The sequence below is a fragment of the Streptomyces sp. NPDC001020 genome, from assembly GCF_053599115.1.
Genome location: NZ_JBSFLQ010000007.1, coordinates 201,745 through 220,377, shown reverse-complemented (window position 1 = coordinate 220,377; position 18,633 = coordinate 201,745). Strand labels below are relative to the sequence as shown.

Genomic DNA, 18,633 nt, shown 5'->3' with positions numbered 1-18,633 from the left:
CTCTATGGTGTGCGAACCCCGCAGCAGCCGGAGAGAGGGAGAGCAGTGGACCTGCAGCACTGGCTCGGCCGAGCCACGCACGCGATACAGGAGTGGGCCGACACCTTCGGCCCCTACCAACCGCACTCGGCGCTCCAGATCGACGACGACCGCTTCGCCGCCGCCTTCGAGGAGTTCACCGGCCGGCTGCAGGACAACTACCCCTTCTTCCACCCGACCTACGTGGGCCAGATGCTCAAGCCCCCGCACCCCGCGGCCGTGGTCGGCTACCTCACCGCCATGTTGATCAACCCCAACAACCACGCGCTGGACGGTGGTCCGGCCACTGCTCGCATGGAACGGGAGGTCGTCACACAACTCGCCGCGATGTTCGGCTACGACACCCACCTCGGGCACCTCACCACCAGCGGTACGATCGCCAACCTCGAAGCCCTCTTCGTCGCCCGGGAGCTTCATCCCGGACGGGGCATCGCCTACAGCCAGGACGCCCACTACACCCACGGCCGCATGTGCCGCGTCCTGGGCATGGAGGGCCATCCCGTCCCCACGGACGACCGGGGCCGTATGGACCTCGACGCGCTGGAGGCCCTCCTGCGGACCGGCCGGGTGGGCACGGTCGTCCTCACCGCCGGCACGACCGGGCTCGGGGCCGTCGACCCGATCCACGACGCCGTTCCCCTCGCAGAGCATCACGGCGTCCGTATCCATGTCGACGCCGCCTACGGTGGTTTCTTCACCCTGCTCGCGGGTGCCGACGGCCCCGAAGGGCTGACGCCGGAGCCGTGGCGGGCGATCTCGCGGTGCGACTCGGTCGTCGTCGACCCCCACAAGCACGGGCTCCAGCCCTACGGCTGTGGGGCGGTCCTCTTCCGCGACCCCGAGGTGGGGCGCTTCTACCTGCACGACTCGCCCTACACCTATTTCACCTCCACCGAACTGCACCTCGGCGAGATCAGCCTGGAATGTTCACGCGCCGGCGCCTCGGCCGCCGCCCTGTGGCTCACTTTCCAGCTCATCCCGCCCACGCCGGACGGTCTCGGCACGGTCCTGGCGGCCGGCCGACGAGCCGCGCTGAAGTGGGCGGACCTCATCGACGCATCCGACACTCTGGAGCTTTACCAGCGGCCCGAGTTGGACATCGTCAGCTACTTCCCCACTGTGGAACCCGCCTGCTTGTCCGCCATCGACGCGGCGTCCGCGCGCGTCCTCGCGGACGGCATGACCGGAACCGACCCGCTGTTCCTGAGCACGCTCAAGGCCGACCGCGAGGCGTTCACGGCCCGCCATCCGAAGATCACCGCCGACGCGGACGGGGCCCGCGTCCTGCGCAGCGTCCTGATGAAGCCGGAAGCGGAGCACCACGTGGAAGGCATCCACACCCAGGTGGAACAGTTGGTCCGGGGGCGATGACCAGCGCGGGGGGTGAGGGCCGTCGGCCTCGCCCCCCGGAAGCTCAGCGGAGTGGAGCCAGAACCTCTGTGAGCAGACGCGCCTTGGGGGCGACTGACTTCGGGACATGCCGACCCGCCGCCTTGGCGGTGCGTTTGAGATCCTTCTCCTCATGAGCACACCACCAGACGGATTGCCCCTCTACCGAGTCCTGACCGGAGCGGACGACGCCACTTTCTGCCGGCGTGTGAGCGAAGCGATCGGGCTTGGCTACGAACTGCACGAAGGCCCCGCCATCACCTTCAACGGCGAGAGCGTCATCGTCGCCCAGGCGCTGGTCTGGCCGGTCCGGCCGTAGGGGCGTTACGCGTCGGCAGGGGCGTTGCCCCGTGGTTTCCGTCTTGCGGCGCAAGACACGACAGACCGCCACCTCCTAGGAAGTGGCGGTCCGTGTCGTTCCCGTCCCCGGGGCACCATGCCTTTGGGGACGGGCCCTACCTGCGGTCTCCCGACAGATCGTGCGCGGCCGTGTCCCCGTCTTCGTCGGCGACCGACTCGGAACCGGCGGATTCGGCGCCCGTGCCGACTGCCGCTCCCTCGGCCCGGTCCCCGTGCCCCGGCCACCAGGCAGCGTGGCCGATCAGCGCGGTGAGGCTCGGAGTGAAGAACATCGCCATCACGAAGGCGGCGATCGCGATACCGAAGGAGACCGCGAATCCGATCTCCGAAAGCAGCGAGTTGCCCGCCAGCATCATCGTCGCGAAGGTTGCCGCGAGGATGAAGCCCGCAGCCGCCACCGTCGGCCCGGCGTGCCTCAGCGCCATGCCGGCCGCCTCACGCGAGCTGCGGCCCTCACGGGCCTCCTCACGCAGCCTGGCGATCATCAGGATGTTGTAGTCCGTCCCGATGGCGACCACGAAGAGATACATGATCACCGGGAGCATGAACATCAGGCCCGAGTGCCCCTGCCCCTTCTGGAAGATCAACACGGTGGTACCGAGGGTGGCGCTGAAGCCGAGCCCCACCGAGGCCATCAGGTACCAGGGGGCTACCACACTGCGCAGCAGCAGCCCCAGGATGACCATGATCAGGACGGCGGCGACGGGAAAGACCGTCCGGTAGTCGTGGTTGACTGCCGTGTGGATGTCCTTGTAGACCGAGGACATTCCGCCGACGACGGCTTCGGTGCCGTCAGGCGCGTTGGAGTGCGCCACATCGCGCACCCGGCCCACGGCCTCGATCGCCTTGTCCGTCGAGGCCTCGTACTTGAGCGTGACGGTGAAGTCCGCGGTGGTACCCGCCTTGTTCACCTGGGCCATACGGGCGCCGGCCACGCCGTCCACGGCACCGAGTTTGCTCGCGTACGCGGCGAAGGCGGTCTTGTCCAACGGCTTGCCATCGGTGCTGGACAGGTACACATCGGTGGGAGCGGCGGCGCCCGCCGAGTACGCCTTCTGCATCTCGTCCTGGACGACCATGGACTCCTTCGTCTTGGGCATCGAGCCCGACGCCAGGTCGAACGTGGCGCTGAAGCCGAGCGTACCGAGCGACAACGCGACCAGGACGAGGCCGGAGGCAGCCGCGGTCAGCGCCGGGCGACGCCGCACGCCGCGACCGAGGGCGGCGAAACGGGCGCCGGTCGGCTCCTGCTTCCACGACTTGGAGGGCCAGAAGACCTTCGGTCCGATGAGTGAGACCACGGCCGGGATCAGGGTCAGGCCCGCGACCAGGGTGGCGGCAACCGCGATGGCGAGCGCCGGGCCCATCTGCCTGAGGAAGCCGAGCGAGGACAGCACCAGCGCGAAGAAGGCGATGATGACCGCCCCGGCGGCCGAGGCGATGGCCTCGCCGACCCGGTCGACCGCGTTGACCATCGCCTGCTTGGGCTCATCACCGGCGCGCAGGCGTTCCCGGTAGCGGAAGATCAGGAAGAGGAAGTAGTCCGTGCCCACGCCGAAGAGCACGACGATCAGAATCGACGAGATCGAGCTGTTGGCCTGGAGGCCGAAGATCTTCGTGGCGTACGCGATCAGTCCGTTGGCGACCGCGGAGACCACGCCGATCAGGACCAAGGGAAGCACGGCCAGGATCGGTGCCCGGAAGATGATCAGCAGGGTCACCAGGATGATCACGAACGTGCCGATGCCGATCAGCGCTTGGCCGCGCTTGGACGAATCCTCCTGGTCGAGGGCCTGCGCGGCGGGGCCACCGACCTTGACGCCGAGATGCGTACCCTTGGTCAGCTTCTTGACGTCCTCACGTAACACCTTGGCAGCATCGCCCTGTTTGGGCTGGCCGGCGGTCTTGGGGTCCATCTGGACCAGGGTCATGGTGAACTTGCCGTCCTCGGACGGCGGACCGGGGACGACCTTCTGCACCTGGTCGATGTGCTTCTTGCCCAGCTCGGAGGTGATCCGGACGACATCCTGCTTGTCGGCGGCGGTCAACGCGCCACCGTCGGTGCGCTGGTACAGGGCGATCACCGAGGGGGTGAAGGCGCCGGGAAACGCCTCCTGCTGGATGTCTGCTGCCTTGATGGATTCGTAACTCTTGGGCAGGAAGCTGCTCTCATCGCTGTTCGAGGGAAGACTCGGTGCGGTGGCGACGATCGCCACCGCCGCGATGAGCCACGCCACGATCACCCAGATGGGATGTCGGACAACAACGTGCCCAATACGTCGGAACATGCGGAGGTCCTCTTGAGTAGGGAGATCACCGCAACGCGGGGAACGGACCCCGGCATCGGCGACCCTGACCGGCATGAATCACCAGGCCGGTCGAATGGTTGTCTTGAGAGGGTCGGGGTTGGCAGGCATCAGGGGGTCACATCAGACGTCCTCTGACGCGAGAGTCCGTTGTCCTTCGATCACGACTCCCGTCGATGAAGTGAAGTCGGCCTGGTTATGGGGCAGTTGCGGCACCCCGTGGGCAAACGATCGATTCCTCGATGGCCTACAACAGAGCCATTCGATCCTACAAGTAACTAGGTCTGACTGCGGACTTGAATTCAATCCGCCTACGGTGAGGGAAGTAGCCGCCGGTGAACCGGTTGGCCATGCATGTCCCCGTTGTTTCGGCTAGATTGACGGTCCAGACAGGGGACTTTCGTGGTGGCGGAGGCTGGACGTGGACGTGCGGCGCATCGGAGAGCGGGAGCGCGCAGTGGTGCTGGTTGACCCAGCGCTGGCGGAGTCCGTACTCGAAGCGCTGGAGAAGACCACTGGCCGTGCGGCAGAACGCTACAGCGAGACGGCCTCGCGTGGTCACGGCGACCACGTCACCGCTGACGCTCCCGTCATCTACGTGGGCCCCGATCTTCCTCAATCCTTGCGTTCAGGACGGCTGTTGTGGATGCACAGCACCAATGCCGGGATCGACGCGCTACTACGCTACGCCTCCTGGCCAACCGGGGCACTGCTCACCCGCACGGTCGGGCGCATGGGTGAGAGGATCGCGCAGTACGTCCTCGCCTGGATCCTCGCGGAATGCCAGAACGTCCCGGACTTCCTCACCCAACAGCAGCGCGCCGAGTGGCGGCGTCTGCCCTCCGAACTCGCGGCAGGGCAGACAGCGTTGGTCTATGGAGCCGGACGCATCGGTACACGCGTAGGCACTCTGCTGCGCGGCTGCGGCATCCACACCGTAGGCGTGGCTCGCACGGCCCGAGCCGCTGACCCCGGGTTCGACGAGACGGTGGACATCGACACGGGCGACGCGCTACTTGGACAGGCCCGCTGGGTCGTTTCCACGCTGCCGCTGACATCGGAGACAGAAGACTTCTTCGGTCCCGACAGGTTCGCCGCCATGCGCGGATCCACCTTCATCAACACCGGTCGTGGCGCCACGGTGAACCTCCCGGCCCTCGCTGCGTCGCTCGACAGCGGCGCGGTGCGCGCGGCTGTACTCGATGTACTGCGTGAGGAGCCGCCCCCATCCGACGACGCGGTGTGGCGGTTGCCGCGCACAGTCATCACCTCGCACTCCGCAGGCATCACCACGGCAGAGGACGTGTGCACAGATTTCGCCGCCTGTTGGGAGGCGTTGAGCGAGGGGCGCACTCCCGAACTCGCTGTGTCGCCCGCTCGCGGCTACTGACAGCTTTCCCACTCATCTTGCCCTGGGGGACCACCCATGCAGGCGCACCACGGCGCCCGGCGCCTGGAAGACACCTGGACACTGACCGCCAAAGGCGAGGTGATCACACGGGTTGCCTGGTCACCGCAAGGGGATCTGCTCGCCGTACCCACCCAGTCCGGCACTGTCCACCTGACCACTCTTGAGGGCGAGGTGCGGGCACGCCACTCGGTCTCGCACAAAGCGCTGTGGACCGCCGCGTGGCGCGGCGACGGCCGTCAACTGGCGCTCGCCGGACGCGACAACACCGTACACGTCATCGATCCGGCCACCGGGGTGGAGGAACTCACCTTGGCCGGCCACATCGACGACGTGCACAGCGTCGGCTGGGCGGCGGAGCACACCCTGATGTACTCCGTCAGCTACGACGGCACCCTACGGGTGTGGGCCGCCGACGACGGCAGCGAAGTGCGCGCCATCCCCGCTCATCAGGGACGTATCGAGGACGCCTTGTGGAACGGTGACGACCGGCTGGCCTACACCGCAGGACGCGACGGCCTGCTACGCGCCTGGGACCTCGAAACCGGGGAGCTGGCGCGTGAGGTCACCGCTCACCAAGGTTTCGTACTGCGGGTGATCGACAATCCGACCACCGCCGTCCTGCACACCGCTTCGAGCGACGGCACCGTCCGGGTCTGGGACCGCCGCGAGCTGCGGCTGCTGCACACGGTGCAGGGAATCACGGGCACCCCGCACGATCTGTCGCTGTCGCCGGACGGTCGGCTGCTCGCTGTGCAGGACGACCGGACCCACCTGTGGATCTATCGCGCCGACAGCATGGAGCTCCTGGACGTCGTCGAGGACGTCGCCGACCATCACCACTGGTACGGCAGCGCACGGTTCCACCCCACACTGCCGCATCTGGCCAGCACGGGCGGCGAGGACCGGGTGCTCACCCTCCGCACCTACGACACCGCCCTCGTCGAGAACCTGGCCGCCGAGTCCGACGCTGTCCGCTACGCCAACTGCCGAGTTGCCCTGCTCGGCAACACCGGCGTCGGCAAGACGGCCCTGAGCCGTGCTCTGTGCGGCAAGGAGTTCCACGCCACGGAGTCGACCCACGGTACCCAGGTTTCACTCATGGACCGCAGTGTCGTCGACGACCACCTCGGCACCGTCGTGCGTGAGGTCTTCCTGTGGGACTTCGCGGGCCAGTCGGTCTACCGACTCGTGCAGCCCGTAGAAGCCGTCGACATCGAAATCGCCTTGCTTGTCTTGGACAACCGCAATGCTGGCGACCCCCTTGGCGAGATACGTGAATGGGAGACGCTCCTGCGTCTGGGTTCCCCTTCCGGGGACGGCCCGAAGCGCATCGTCGTCATCGCCCGTGCCGACCGTGGCGGTCTCAGCCTGGACCTGTTGTCGGAGGAGGGCGAGGAGGAGATTATGCGGCACATCGGCACCGTGCAGACCAGCGCCAGAGACGGTATGAACATTCAGGCACTGCGTGACCTGATCCTCGGTGCCATCGACTGGGACACCGTGCCGACGCTCACCTCCAACGCGCGTTTCCAGCAGTTGCGTTCCTATGTGCTCCAGCAGGCGACCGCAGGCCGCGTGATGGGCCAGACCCGCAGCTTGTACCGGGAGTTCTGCCAGTCCTGCGCCCGTTCCGACCTGCCCGAACCGACTCTCGACGAGTTCCGCACCCTGCTGGCCGGCCTCGACACCGAAGGCCTGCTGCGTCGGCTGCGCTTCGGCGACCTCGTCCTCCTCCAGCCCACGATCGTCGGTGCATACGCCTCCATGTTGACGATCGCCGCCCAGCAAGTAGCTGACGGAAGCGGCTCTCTGGCTGAGGACGACGTTCTGGCGCTACAGGTCCCGCTCCTGGAGCACGACAGGGTCGCCGACCGCGAGCATGAGGAGGACATCATGCACGCGGCGATCGAGGAGCTGCTGTCCAGCGGTGCGCTGGTGCGTGACGAAACGGGGGGTCTGCTCCGCTTCCCGAGCGCCGTCCGACGCCGCGCGGACGACTCCGTGTGGCGGGAGCTGAAGGGACGGACGGTGTTGCGTGCCCGGGCGCTCACCGATCACGCGTACGCCTCGGTCGTGGGAGCACTTCTGTACTCCAGGCTTTTCACTGACTGTGAGTTGTGGGCCTCGCGAGCTCGTTTCACCCGGCCGAGCGGCGGCTCCTCCTGGATCTCCGTGCACCCGGACAGCGGGGCCTGTATGCGGTTCGAGCTGCGTCACGACACCGGCGTCAGTAATGCCGAGTGCGCGCTGTTCGAGGAGCTGTGCAGATCCCAAGTCGGCCGCCATGCGGTGGGTGAGACGGTGGAGGTCGTAGAGCAACCCGTCTGCGACGATTGCGGTACCGCTGTCAGCGCGCAGCAGCAACAGCGACGCAGAGAGCGCGGATTCGATTGGATCACCTGCGGGGTCTGCGACAACCGCGTAGAACTGGGCAATCACGCACGGCTGTTAGACCGGCCCGCCGAGGTACGGGCCATCGAAAGCGCGGCCTCGCACACCCGCACCGCTGCCCTGCACTCCACTGAGTTCGCCCTGAAGGAGAAGAGACAGCTGTACGACGTCTTCATCTCCTACAGCCACGAGGACGAGGGCGTCGCGGCCCTGCTGGCCCAACGGCTGCGGGAACAGGGCATCCGGCCCTGGATCGATCTGTGGGAGACCTCTCCCGGAACCCCCTGGATCGCCGCGATCCAGGAGCAGCTGGAGACCATGCCGTGCGCGGCGGTGCTGGTCGGGCCCAGCGGGGTAGGTCCCTGGCAGAAGGATGAGGTGTGGTTCGTACTGCAGGAGTTCCTGGGGCGTCGCTGTCCCATCATTCCCGTGCTACTCAAGGGGGCCAAACTTCCCGTGATGCCGCCGCTGCTGCGTAATCTCCAGGCTGTCGACTTCAACAGAGAACTACCCGACCCCATGCATCTGTTGCTGTGGGGCATCACAGGGGTCCGACCGGAGGAGAAGACCGCATGAGCATTCGGTCGGTTGCCGTGGTCACAGCCACCCGCCTACCGCAAGGGATGGAGGACACCGAAGGGCTGCTGGCCGCCCTGGCGGCGCGAGGCGCACGGGCGGATCTGGTGGCCTGGTCAGATCCAGAGGTGGCATGGGAGGACTACGACCGGGTGCTACTGCACGCGCCGTGGGACTACTCGGAGCATGTCGCCGCCTTCGAGAATTGGCTGGCGCTGAAGGTCGGCGACCGTCTGGTGAATCCGCTCTCGCTGATGCGGTGGAACACCGACAAACGCTACCTGTGCGAGCTGGGCGCCCGCGGGATCCCGGTGCCCGCGACGGTCACCATCACGGAGCCCTCGCAGGTGAGGGCGGAGCAACTGGCGGCCGAACTCGGCAACGGGCCACTCGTCGTCAAGTCCACGGTCGGCGCGGGAGGCCGCCGCACCTGGCTGCTGGAGAGCGCGGGTGCAGTACAGGAGTTCCTCCATCAGGGCGGCGTGCAGGTGCCCAGTCCCGTCCTGGTCCAGGAGTACGTCCCATCCGTACGGGGCCAGGGCGAGTACTCGGCAATCCAGCTCGGTGGACGGCTCAGCCATGTCGTCCGCAAAGTGCCTGCCGCCGGGGAGTTCAGGGTGCAGCACCACTACGGAGGCACGGTGCTGACCGAGTGTCTCCAGCCCTGGATGGAAGACTTCGCGACCAAGGTCGTCGACTCCCTGCCCCAGCAGGCCAGCTATGCGCGCATCGACTTCGTGATGAGTGAACGGAATATTCCGCTACTCATGGAGGTCGAGGTGATCGAGCCCGATCTCTTCCTGCGCTACGGCGACGGCGCGTACGACGCCTTCGCGGCGCTGCTGACCACATCGTGAGCGTCGAGCCTGCACACCAGCAGGAGGGGAACCGTGGCAGCGCGCGGCCGCGTGCTGTCCCGGCCGGAGGTGCGGTCGCGGGGGCGCTGGCCCTGGTCGCCGTGGCTTTCGGCCTGGTCGGTGTCCATCAGCAGCTCAGCCAGCATGCCGGCGCCCGACAGGACGTCTGGGAAGTGCTCTTCCGCGTCCTGCAGTTGTTCGCCCTGGAGTGGGACGAGCCGGGCCAAGCGCTGCCGCTGCCCTGGCCGCTGCAGATAGCGCGGTTCCTCGCACCCACGGTGACCGTGTACGCCGCTGTAGAGGCCGGGCGGCGGCTGTTCGCCGACGAGCTGCGGCAGCTGCGGGTGAGCCGACAACACGGCCACGCCATCGTGTGCGGTTCGGGGCCGGGTGCGCGCTCTCTGGCACGGGACTTGACCGCGTCGGGCCAACGGGTGGTGATCGTCAGCGAAGACGCTTCCCAGCCCGCGGCCCGGTCAGCGGACGCCCTCGTGATTGTCGGCGACCCCCGGTTTCCGACGGCCCTGGCCGCCGCGGGCCTGGCCGGGGCAACCGCCCTGTATGCCTGCGACGAGGACAGCACCCGCAATCTGGCAGTGGCTCTGACCGCTGCCGGCGCCGTGACCTCAGAAGGTCTGAGGGTCCAGGCGGAGATCCGGGACCCCTTGCTGTGCCGCGCCCTGCAGGCGCGCTGGTGGAGCGGGAGCGAAACGCGCCGTGTGCGGCTCGACTTCTTCAATCGCTACCAGGTAGCCGCCGCCCGACTCCTCCAAGAAGAGGCCGCACACCTCTCGGACGGCAAGCCGAGGGAGGTGCTCGTCGTGGGCCAGAGCTCTTTCGCCCGGGCCTTCATCACCTGCCTGGGCCGCTTCGGCGTGGATCCTGCCAGCTTGACGATCACCGTCGTGGGCGAGAGCTCCGAGCAGACCGTCGAGGATCTCGTCCGCACCTACCCCTACCTGGTCGACACCTGCACGCTGCGGCATGCGCATGCGACCTGTGCGGAAGCGGTCCGGCAATCCGTGGGGCGCGGCGCGGTGGCCCGGGTCTACCTCTGCGCGTCCGAACAGGATCAGGTGATCCGACAGGCCCTGTTGGACACCGACCTGTGGCGGGCGAGCCCCGAGAAGGTGACGGTCTGCATGGACGATGTCATCGGCTACGGGGAGGCCCTCCAGCGATCCGGCATGATGACGGCTCCGGTTGACGACATGGGCGGACGTCTGAAGCTGTGGAGCGTCAAGGCGGCCGCGTACCGTCTGGATGCCGTCGGCGAGGACTTCACGGAGATGATGTCCCGGGCGGTGCACGAAGCGTATGTGCGGCGCCAGGTCAGAGAACGCGCCGCCGGTGTCGAGACCAGCGGTACGTTCGTCGCCTGGGACGAACTGTCGGAGGACCTGCGCAACGCCAACCGCAACCAGGTGCTGTCCTACGGACAGAAACTGGCCGAACTCGGCTGTGTACTCATGCCCAGGGACGGCCAGGCCGCCCCCTTCTCTCTCGACGACGATGTCGAGGAGCGGCTCGCGCAGGCCGAGCATCTGCGGTGGATGAATGACCGGCTCAGGGCCGGCTGGTCGTATGCGCAGGTTCGTGACGACAGCGCCCTGCACCACCCGAACCTCGTGCCGTGGTCGGAGCTTTCAGAAGCGGACCGGGAGAAGGACCGTGAGGTGGTCCGCGGCATGGGCGCCGTCCTGGCCGACGCTGGCTTCGACGTCGTGCGCGTCACGGATACGGAGAGCCCCGTGGTGGTTCCGGGTTCAGGGGGTTGAATGGGCTCCGAGGGGGCTGAATGAATGAGCAGTGGCTGTCCGCAGCAAGTGCATGGAAGTACCTGATCCAGACACTCACCATGCTCGCCGTAGACGCGAGGGAACAGACAACATGGCTCGACAAGTACCGCCTCGAAACGGACGACTTGGCGTTGGACTTCGAGAACGCTCGGGGTGCCATCGTGATCCTCGCCGAGGCTGGTCGTATCGACGTCGCCATGGAGTCGCGACTCGCACACATTGACGCGACCCTCGACGCGATGAGCGGACCGGAGCACGCTTCCAGGTGGACGTATGAGGCACTGGCGGCCGACGCAGGGTGGCTCAATGTGCGCCAACTCGCACGCGAGGCACTCAGAGAATTGGCTGGTACTTGGCAGCAGCCACTGCCCACCATGACGACCTACGGGAGTTGCCGATGGCACTTGGCAGCGCTTGACTCATTTCTTTTCACCGCTGCCCAAATCACGGGCGGCAGAGCCTTGCCGGATAATTACCTTGCTCGGGCATTCGTGGGCGAGTAGACCGAGGACGACTTCGTCGGTGAAGTCGCCGTTCACCCAGGCCGCGCGTCGCAGTGTGCCCTCGATGACGAAGCCGGCGCTCTTCGCCGCCGCGAGCATCGAGGTGTTGTCGGCCAGCGTCTCCACTTGCAGCCGCTGCATTCCGCGGACCACGAACCCGTACTCGCACAGCACGCGGACGACGTCCGTTCCGAGTCCGCGACCGCGGCAGGAGGGAAACAGGGAGATCCCCAGGTGCGCCGTCCTGTTGTGCGCGTCGATGCCCCACAGCAGTGCCGCGCCGGCCAGCATCTGGGATTCGAGTTCCACCACCGCGAAGGGGGCGGTCTTGTCCGATGGCTCCGACAACGCGAAAGGAGAGTGTGGCGACTCGGCGGAGATCGGCTGCCAGGGCCGTGGGTCGGTGCGTGACCGTGCCACCACGTCCTCGTAGAGCTCCCTGTGCAGTACTGGGACGTCCGCCTCGTGCCGGGCCCGGAGCCCGATCTTCTCGCCTCGTATCACCCGGCCTGACTACCGTACGGGGATGAGGGGGAGCAAGCAGTTCCACCCGCTGCCCCACGCCCCCTCACTGCTTTGTCCGGACGCGCAGTGCCTGGACGGACCACTCGAGCACGGGCGTCAGGCTCTCCGGGGGCGGCCAGCCGTTGACCACCGCGAGTAGCTGGAAGTAACGCTCTCTGCGAGGGTCGTTGATGTTCTCCAGCCGAGTTGCCAGTCGGCGGCGAAGGTCGATGTCGTCGGGGTGGCCGAGTAGGTGTGCGTAGTGCGCCGTGAGTGCCGCAACGATCGGGTCGGCCTGGGGCGAGGCGGGATCGATATGGGTGGACAGGGCCGGTGCGACCAGGTCATGGGCGGTTGCGGCGATGTCGCGGTGTGGGGCCTGCGTGTCGCCATGGCTCTGTTCGGCTGCCTGGTCTTCGACCATCCGCCGCACGTGGGCGCGGAAATCCGGGTCCAGGGAAAGCTCGGCCAACTCCATCCACGCCTGTACTTGCTCGGCCTCGGGGTCGTCCGGCAATTCGGGGGTCATCGTGCGCATGACGCCCGCGAATCCGGGGGTGGTGTCGAGATCACCGAAGACCGTCTCCAGGAAGTCACCGATCAGGCGTCGACGCTCGTCCTCGGAATGCTGGGCCAGTTGGTGCATGAGTTCCGTCTCCTCGGGGGTGGACCCGCGCTCGGCCACCGATGTCAGTACCGCGTACCGCATGCGCAGTACGCGGATCTGCACGGCCAGTGCTTCGGCGTGCGCCGAGGCGACCTCGCGAAGCGACAGTTCCCGGTCCACGACCTTGCGGATCGTGGGAAGGTCCAGTCCCAGTTCGCGCAGGGTCCGTACGAGGTCCAGGCGTGCTACGGCGTCGGCGTCGTAGCGGCGGTAGCCGGCCGGGCTGCGGTCTGTCGGCGTCACGATTCCGCGATCGGAGTAGAACCGGATGGTCTTGACCGTAAGACCGGTCCGCCGAGCGAGCTCGCCGATCGAGTAAAGCGTGTCGCCGTCCATGCCCCCCACCTTCGAGTCTCCCCCTACGGGAGACTCAAGCCCGGTGACGGCGCCACGTGCGCAAGCCGCGTGCGGTGGCCTCCTTGGGCTGCTGCCTCAGCGGGACCCAGGGGGCCACCGCCCTGACGCCCGGTGCGCGTTGCCCACTTGGTGCGCCGAGGCGGGGCTGATGGCCCGCCCGGGCGCGTTCCCTTCCGCCGAGCGGGTCGGCGGCCCGTCGGAGCGGCTCAGCCGCCGGAGGGCACCTTCAGTCTGTCCCAGCTGCTCTTGCCCGGGATGCCGTCCGCGTCCGTGCCCTCGAAGCCGAGCTTGTGCTGCCAGGCAGCGTAGGACTTGCGGTCGGCCTCGGTCCACTCGGGGCCGGGCCCCTTCTCGTAGCGGCCGCAGCCCTCGGCGACAAGTCGGCGGCCCATGGCGGTGATGAGGGGCGACTTCTGTCCGACGTGGAAGAAATCGCTGCCCGGGAACGGCGCGTAATTCGGCTTGGGCGCGGGCTTACCCGGGCCCTTGCCGCCGCCCTTCCCGGCCAGCCGGTCGGCGATCCGCCCCCGCATCGCGTCCATGGTGAAGCCGCGCGGGTCCTGCTTGCCCGGCTGCCACTCCTTGTGGCCGATGACGGAGCGCTCCGACCAGCCGTGGTGCCGGCAGATCGCGGCGGAGACCTTCTCGATGGCCTCCTTCTGCGCCTCGGGCCAGGGGTCCTTGCCGACGCCGAGGTTGATGCACTCGAAGCCGTAGAAGTGCGGGTTGCCGTCGACATCGGCCTCGTTGTCGGGCGGCAGCTTCGTCTCGTTGACGACCGCCCGCAGCACGTCGCTGTCGCCGAGGCCCGCGTGGTTGGTGCGGCCGTTGCCGACGAGGTGGACGTGGCCCTGCTTGTCGATCACGCCATGGCAGAGGGGGCCGGGCAGGCCGGAGTAGCCGTTGTAGCAGATGTTCACGGAGCTCTCGGTGCCCGAGGTGACGGCGTGGTGGATCGTCACGCCGTTCACCGGACCCCGGGGGCCTTTCGTGTTGCGGTTGTGGTGGCGCCAGTCGCGCACCTCGTGGACGGTAAGGCCCTCGGCGCGCAGGGCCTCCAACAGCTTCGACGCACTCATCGGCGTAGCCATCACTTGTCTCCTTCCGCGGCGGCCTTGGCCGCCTGGTCGACCGGGTGGATCTCCGTGACGGGTGGGGCGAAGGCGTACCGCAAGGTCGTCGGTGCTGCCGTCGCGCTTGACCAGGGCCAGCGGAGCGAAGTGCCGGGCGATGCCTGCCGGGGTCTGAAGCAGCGGGCGGCGGGCGGCATCGGTGGCCCACTCGACGCTGCCGGTGGCTGTGCGGGCGGGGATCAGCCAGTGGTCGCCGGTGCGGTAGGAGCCGTCCTTGGCGAAGTAGACCTCGACCCCGTCCTCCAGCGGCAACCACTCCCCCTCGGTGACGGGCACGGCACCGCCCTTCAGGGCCGTCGTGCGGCCCTTGTGCCGGGGTGCCTCGTGGTGGTCCCAGCGGCGCAGGAACGGGTGCAGGTGCGGCAGCCGTCCGACGTGCTGGTCCGGCTCGGCGGAGAGGCGGACGCGGCGGCCGGGCAGGTCCAGTTCCTCGACCCGCAGGAAGGGCCTCGAGGCGTGAGGCGTAGGCCGTGTCGGTGAACTCGACGTGGTCGCCGACCTCCAGGTCGAGCTTGGTGTCCTGGCCGAGGGTCGTCAACTGAACCCAGGTGCCGTCCAGTTCGTCGACGGGAAAGACCACGGAGCCGTTCTCCCGGGACCATTTGAAGGTGGCGTTCTTCGCCTCGCCGCCCGCGTGGATCTCCACCCGGTTCAGCTGGTTCTCCGGGCGTCGGCTGCGGCCTGAAACCACGGCCGGAACGCTGCGGGGCCGACACGTCCTCAACGTCGTCGGCGACCGGCCTCCGCATTTGATCCGCGAAGGCAGCGAGAAGCTGGTATGGCTTTGCTGGGTGGTTCTGGAAGGCCGCCCCGAGCACGTAGCACGCACGGGGCACACCCGGACAACAGCACGGACGGGGGACGCAGATGGGAAGAGAAGCCGTATGCCCGGAATGAAGCTCTATTCGCTCGAATCCAGCGATCCGCGGCGGCTCGGCCCTTACCGACTGCTGCGCAGGATCGCCACCGGTGGTATGGGCCGCATCTATCTCGCCCGGCAGGAGGCCCCCGGGACCCCCGCCAGCGCAGCCGGGCCCACCGGCACCGTGGTGGAGCACGGGCTCGTCGCGGTCAAGACGCTCCTCGCCGAGGGGATCGTGAGCAGGCCGGACCGGGAGCGGTTCGCCCGCGAGGTGGAGCTGGCGGGGCGGGTGGACAGTGCGTACACCGCCAAGGTGCTCGACGCCGACGCGAAGGCAGAGCGCCCGTGGCTCGCCATCGAGTTCATTTCGGCGCCCAGCCTTGCCGAACTCGTCGTCAGCGCCGGGACTCTACCCGTCGACGCGGTGCGCTGGGTCGCGGCCGGGGCCGCGCGGGCGCTGGTCGAGCTGCACGGCCTGCAAGTCGTCCACCGGGACATCAAACCCCTGAACATCCTGCTGCCCCACGACGGACCGCGCCTCATCGACTTCGGCATCTCGCACGCCCATGACCACACCAGCTCGACGACGACCATCGGCACCTTCGCGTTCACGTCACCAGAACAGGCGTGCGGCAAGAGGTCAACCGCCGCATCCGACATGTACTCCCTGGGTGCCACCCTCTTCTTCCTCGCAGTCGGTCGCCCACCGTACGAGCAGACCGACCACTCCATCGGAATCCTCGCCCTCGTCCAGCGCGGCGAGCTCGACACGAGCGGGCTGCCGCCGGAACTGGAACCCCTGATCCTTCCGTTGCTGGAGGTCGATGCCGGGAGTCGTCCCACCCCGTCCGACGTACTGCGTGACGTCCTCGCCGTCCTCGACCAGGGGCCGGCGGACCTGGGCGCCGAGCGGTGGCTGCCGCAGGCCTGGACCGCGCTCATCGAGGAGTACGCGGAGCAGGGACGTCAACTACGCGACGGAACAGTGGATTTCGACGCTGCGGAAGCGCCGACCGAGATGAAGCCCGAAGGCACCGCGGAGAGCGCTGACGAGGCGATCAGCGAGATGCGCGAACAACTGGACGCCTTGCGCCGGCAGCGGGACGCCTTGGTGCGGGCGCAGGCCGAGGAGCAGGCGGAGGCGGAGGCGCGGAAGCTCGCGCGCCAGGAGGAGGCGGAGAAGAAAGAGGCCCAGCGTAAAGAGGCGCAACGCAGGGAGCGGGAGCTCAAGGAACAGGAGAGGAAGAAGAAACAACAGAAGGAACGCGAACGGAAGGAGAGGCAACGCCGGGATCGTGAGCGCACAGCGCCCAAAAAAACCGAGGCCCCCACGAAGAGCACAGGCACTGGCTCCGCCTCGATCCCGACGCCCAAGGCCCAGCCGAAGTCCACATCGGACCCGAAGCCCTCTGCGGCCAAGAAACCCACCACGAATTCGGGTTCCTCGGAAGGTTGGGGCGGCCTGCTCGTAGCCTTGCTCGTCATCGGGGTCCTGATCTGGCAGCCCTGGGACAAGAAGGACGACACCACCCCGAACAGCCACCCCAGCTCGCCTTTCACCTTCTCCCGCCGCGGCGGCACCAGCGGCCTCGACAGTAGTGGCAGCCTCGGCGGCAGCGGCGCGGGCGGCTCTTCCCGCTCGTCGGGCAGCAGCTCCGCCCGCACCGAGCCGGAACCTGAACCGGAGACCAGTTCCCCCGAGCCCGACCCCACCGAAAGCGCCTTCAAGTCCGTCTCGTTCGGGGACTGTCTGGACGTCGTCGACACCGGCTACGGCGGCCTGACCAAGTACGACTGGAGCAAGGAGGAGCCGAACACGACGTCCTGCGGCTACGGGACGCGCGTGAAAGTCACCGGCACCACCGGCGACTGCGCGTCCGGCGTGGGCAAGGCCACCTGGTCGTACTACTCCCCCAGCAGCGGCAAACGGACCGCGCTGTGCCTCACCGGCCAGTACCGCCAGGGTGACTGCCTGCTCGCCAAGCACGAAAACAACAACGTCATCAGCAGCATCGCGATGCTGTCGTCCCCGAACTGCACGGACCGGAGGGTTCCCGCCGCGTACAACGAGATCCTGGTCGTCACGGACATCTACCGGGCGACGCCGGGCGCCGACACCAAGGTCTGCCGCCACGGGCAGTACGACGCCAACACGTACTGGTCAACGAAGGTGGACGGCGGCGCGACGCTCCTGTGCCTGAAGGCGTTCGACTGACTTCGCTACGGCTGACGGGCGCGGCTCCGAGCAACAGAAAGCCCACCTCTCCGCCTATCCGTGCTACGAACTGGTGCCGGGCTCGGGGCGGTTGCCCCGAGCCCGGCACCGGCCGTTGTTCGACTACAGGTTCCGCACCCGGATGTCGCGGAACTCGATCACGTCGTTGTTGCTGTGGTTCTGCAACCCCACGAACCCCTTGAGGAACTGGCGCAGGTCCGTGGGCGGGTCACCCGCCCGGGACGACGACTTGCCGGGCGTGTTGTCGAACTCGTTGATCACCACGCCGTTGCGGATGATCGTGTAGTGCTGCCCGACCGCACGGATCTCGTAGTCGTTCCACTGTCCCTTCGGGGTCACCCCCGCCTTGTCCAGGCCCAGCGGCTTGAAGTTGTACACGGATCCGGTCTTCTGGACCTCGCCCGTCGTCCCGTCGTAGATCTGGATCTCCTGGCCACAGTAGACCGCGACCCACTCGGGAGCGGTGCGGGCCGAGCCGATGGTCCCGCAACTGCCGGGCGGGCGGTCGGCCAGCGGCGTGCGTGGGTCCGGGAACCGGATGAAGACCCCGCTGTTGGCGTTGCCGGTGCCCGGAGCCATGTCCCGGAACTGGAGCCTGACCGAGAAGTCTCCGAGCTCCTGCTTGGCGTACCACAGCATGCCCATGCCGCCGGAGCTGCGTATGGTGCCGTCGGGCTGGAGTGAGAACTTGCCGGCGCCCGCCTGCCGCCAGTCGGCCAGGCTTGCCGCGGTTCCGTCGAAGACCGGCTTGTACCCGGCGACCTTGCCGATCTCGCTCTGGGCCGCCGCCTTACTGATCGCCGACGACTCGCGGTTGTCGAGGACACCCTCCTTACGGAGGTCGTTGACCACGGCGTTGACGTGGCTGACGAACTCCCCGTGGTTCGGCCAGGAGGCCTCGTCGTCGATCAGGTCGTTGACCGTGCAGCCGCCGCCGGCGCGGTGGTTGGTCACGCCGGTGTCGGTGTCGAGCAGCCTGACGGTCGGCCGGGCGTCGGGGGCCGGGCAGCCGGCCTTGGCGTCGAACGTCGCGGTGGCCTGCTCGCCGTCGGCGAAGGTGACCTTCAGCTTCGCGTGGTAGGTGCCGTAGTCGGTGTAGGTGTGCGTCGGGTTGGCCTCGTGCGACGGCTTGCTGCCGTCACCGAAGTCCCACTCCCAGGCCACACCGCCGGCCTTGGCGCTGGAGAACGCCAGCGTCTTCGGCTTGCTCTGGGTGACCACGCGCGCCCCGGCGTCCTGCGGC

Annotated in this window: 11 protein-coding genes and 2 pseudogenes; 7 read left to right on the top strand and 6 right to left on the bottom strand. The window is 67.8% G+C overall.

The features are described 5' to 3' along the window. Positions 1–45 precede the first annotated feature (45 nt). Both ACWDEX_RS09090 and ACWDEX_RS09085 read left to right on the top strand, forming a co-directional pair. Positions 46–1,410, top strand: coding sequence for a pyridoxal phosphate-dependent decarboxylase family protein (locus tag ACWDEX_RS09090; protein ID WP_450462606.1), 1,365 nt, complete (start codon positions 46–48; stop codon positions 1,408–1,410). A gap of 151 nt (positions 1,411–1,561) precedes the next feature. Continuing rightward, positions 1,562–1,747 carry a DUF1737 domain-containing protein gene (locus ACWDEX_RS09085; RefSeq protein ID WP_450462605.1) on the top strand — a complete coding sequence of 62 codons (186 nt, stop codon included), beginning with the start codon at positions 1,562–1,564 and terminating at the stop codon, positions 1,745–1,747. A 136-nt stretch (positions 1,748–1,883) separates the two neighbouring features. On the opposite strand, the gene ACWDEX_RS09080 is transcribed toward ACWDEX_RS09085, so the two are convergent. Next, positions 1,884–4,076, bottom strand: a complete 2,193-nt coding sequence (locus ACWDEX_RS09080; RefSeq protein ID WP_450462604.1) for an MMPL family transporter — start codon at positions 4,074–4,076, stop codon at positions 1,884–1,886. Between the two features lie 439 nt (positions 4,077–4,515). Between ACWDEX_RS09080 and ACWDEX_RS09075 the strand changes: the two genes are divergently transcribed. The 4 genes from ACWDEX_RS09075 to ACWDEX_RS09060 are packed head-to-tail and all read left to right on the top strand — an operon-like array spanning position 4,516 to position 11,107. Further along, positions 4,516–5,484 (top strand): D-2-hydroxyacid dehydrogenase, encoded by a 969-nt coding sequence (locus tag ACWDEX_RS09075; protein WP_450462603.1) that lies wholly within the window; start codon positions 4,516–4,518, stop codon positions 5,482–5,484. A gap of 36 nt (positions 5,485–5,520) precedes the next feature. Beyond that, positions 5,521–8,472 (top strand): TIR domain-containing protein, encoded by a 2,952-nt coding sequence (locus tag ACWDEX_RS09070; protein WP_450462602.1) that lies wholly within the window; start codon positions 5,521–5,523, stop codon positions 8,470–8,472. Beyond that, entirely contained in the window at positions 8,469–9,329 is an 861-nt protein-coding gene (locus ACWDEX_RS09065; protein WP_450462601.1) for an ATP-grasp domain-containing protein, read from the top strand. The genes ACWDEX_RS09070 and ACWDEX_RS09065 overlap by 4 nt, the downstream gene beginning before the upstream one ends. Then, entirely contained in the window at positions 9,326–11,107 is a 1,782-nt protein-coding gene (locus ACWDEX_RS09060; protein ID WP_450462600.1) for a RyR domain-containing protein, read from the top strand. Before ACWDEX_RS09065 ends, ACWDEX_RS09060 begins: the two co-directional genes overlap by 4 nt. 440 nt (positions 11,108–11,547) lie before the next feature. Here the strand turns inward: ACWDEX_RS09060 and ACWDEX_RS09055 are convergent, their stop codons facing one another. The 4 genes and pseudogenes from ACWDEX_RS09055 to ACWDEX_RS09040 all read right to left on the bottom strand — a co-directional run. Beyond that, a complete protein-coding gene (locus tag ACWDEX_RS09055) occupies positions 11,548–12,135 on the bottom strand; it encodes a GNAT family N-acetyltransferase (RefSeq protein ID WP_450462599.1) in 588 nt (195 codons plus the stop codon). Between the two features lie 64 nt (positions 12,136–12,199). Next, entirely contained in the window at positions 12,200–13,138 is a 939-nt protein-coding gene (locus ACWDEX_RS09050) for a MerR family transcriptional regulator (RefSeq protein WP_450462598.1), read from the bottom strand. 227 nt (positions 13,139–13,365) lie between these two features. Next, positions 13,366–14,250, bottom strand: coding sequence for a peptidoglycan-binding protein (locus tag ACWDEX_RS09045; RefSeq protein WP_450462644.1), 885 nt, complete (start codon positions 14,248–14,250; stop codon positions 13,366–13,368). Between the two features lie 156 nt (positions 14,251–14,406). Continuing rightward, a pseudogene (locus tag ACWDEX_RS09040) lies at positions 14,407–14,938 on the bottom strand (DUF6519 domain-containing protein); the annotation flags it as partial. A gap of 238 nt (positions 14,939–15,176) precedes the next feature. Between ACWDEX_RS09040 and ACWDEX_RS09035 the strand changes: the two are divergent. Continuing rightward, positions 15,177–17,369 carry a protein kinase domain-containing protein gene (locus ACWDEX_RS09035; RefSeq protein WP_450462597.1) on the top strand — a complete coding sequence of 731 codons (2,193 nt, stop codon included), beginning with the start codon at positions 15,177–15,179 and terminating at the stop codon, positions 17,367–17,369. A 123-nt stretch (positions 17,370–17,492) separates the two neighbouring features. Here ACWDEX_RS09035 and ACWDEX_RS09030 read toward each other — a convergent pair. Further along, positions 17,493–18,629 (bottom strand): annotated as a pseudogene (locus ACWDEX_RS09030) (family 16 glycoside hydrolase); the annotation flags it as partial. Positions 18,630–18,633 lie beyond the last annotated feature (4 nt).

Bases quoted from the DNA above. Each gene is read 5' to 3' on its own strand.
- ACWDEX_RS09080 (WP_450462604.1), bottom strand. From the start codon at position 4,076: ATGTTCCGACGTATTGGGCACGTTGTTGTCCGACATCCCATCTGGGTG.
- ACWDEX_RS09065 (WP_450462601.1), top strand. From the start codon at position 8,469: ATGAGCATTCGGTCGGTTGCCGTGGTCACAGCCACCCGCCTACCGCAA.
- ACWDEX_RS09050 (WP_450462598.1), bottom strand. From the start codon at position 13,138: ATGGACGGCGACACGCTTTACTCGATCGGCGAGCTCGCTCGGCGGACC.
- ACWDEX_RS09085 (WP_450462605.1), top strand. From the start codon at position 1,562: ATGAGCACACCACCAGACGGATTGCCCCTCTACCGAGTCCTGACCGGA.
- ACWDEX_RS09045 (WP_450462644.1), bottom strand. From the start codon at position 14,250: ATGGCTACGCCGATGAGTGCGTCGAAGCTGTTGGAGGCCCTGCGCGCC.
- ACWDEX_RS09035 (WP_450462597.1), top strand. From the start codon at position 15,177: ATGCCCGGAATGAAGCTCTATTCGCTCGAATCCAGCGATCCGCGGCGG.
- ACWDEX_RS09070 (WP_450462602.1), top strand. From the start codon at position 5,521: ATGCAGGCGCACCACGGCGCCCGGCGCCTGGAAGACACCTGGACACTG.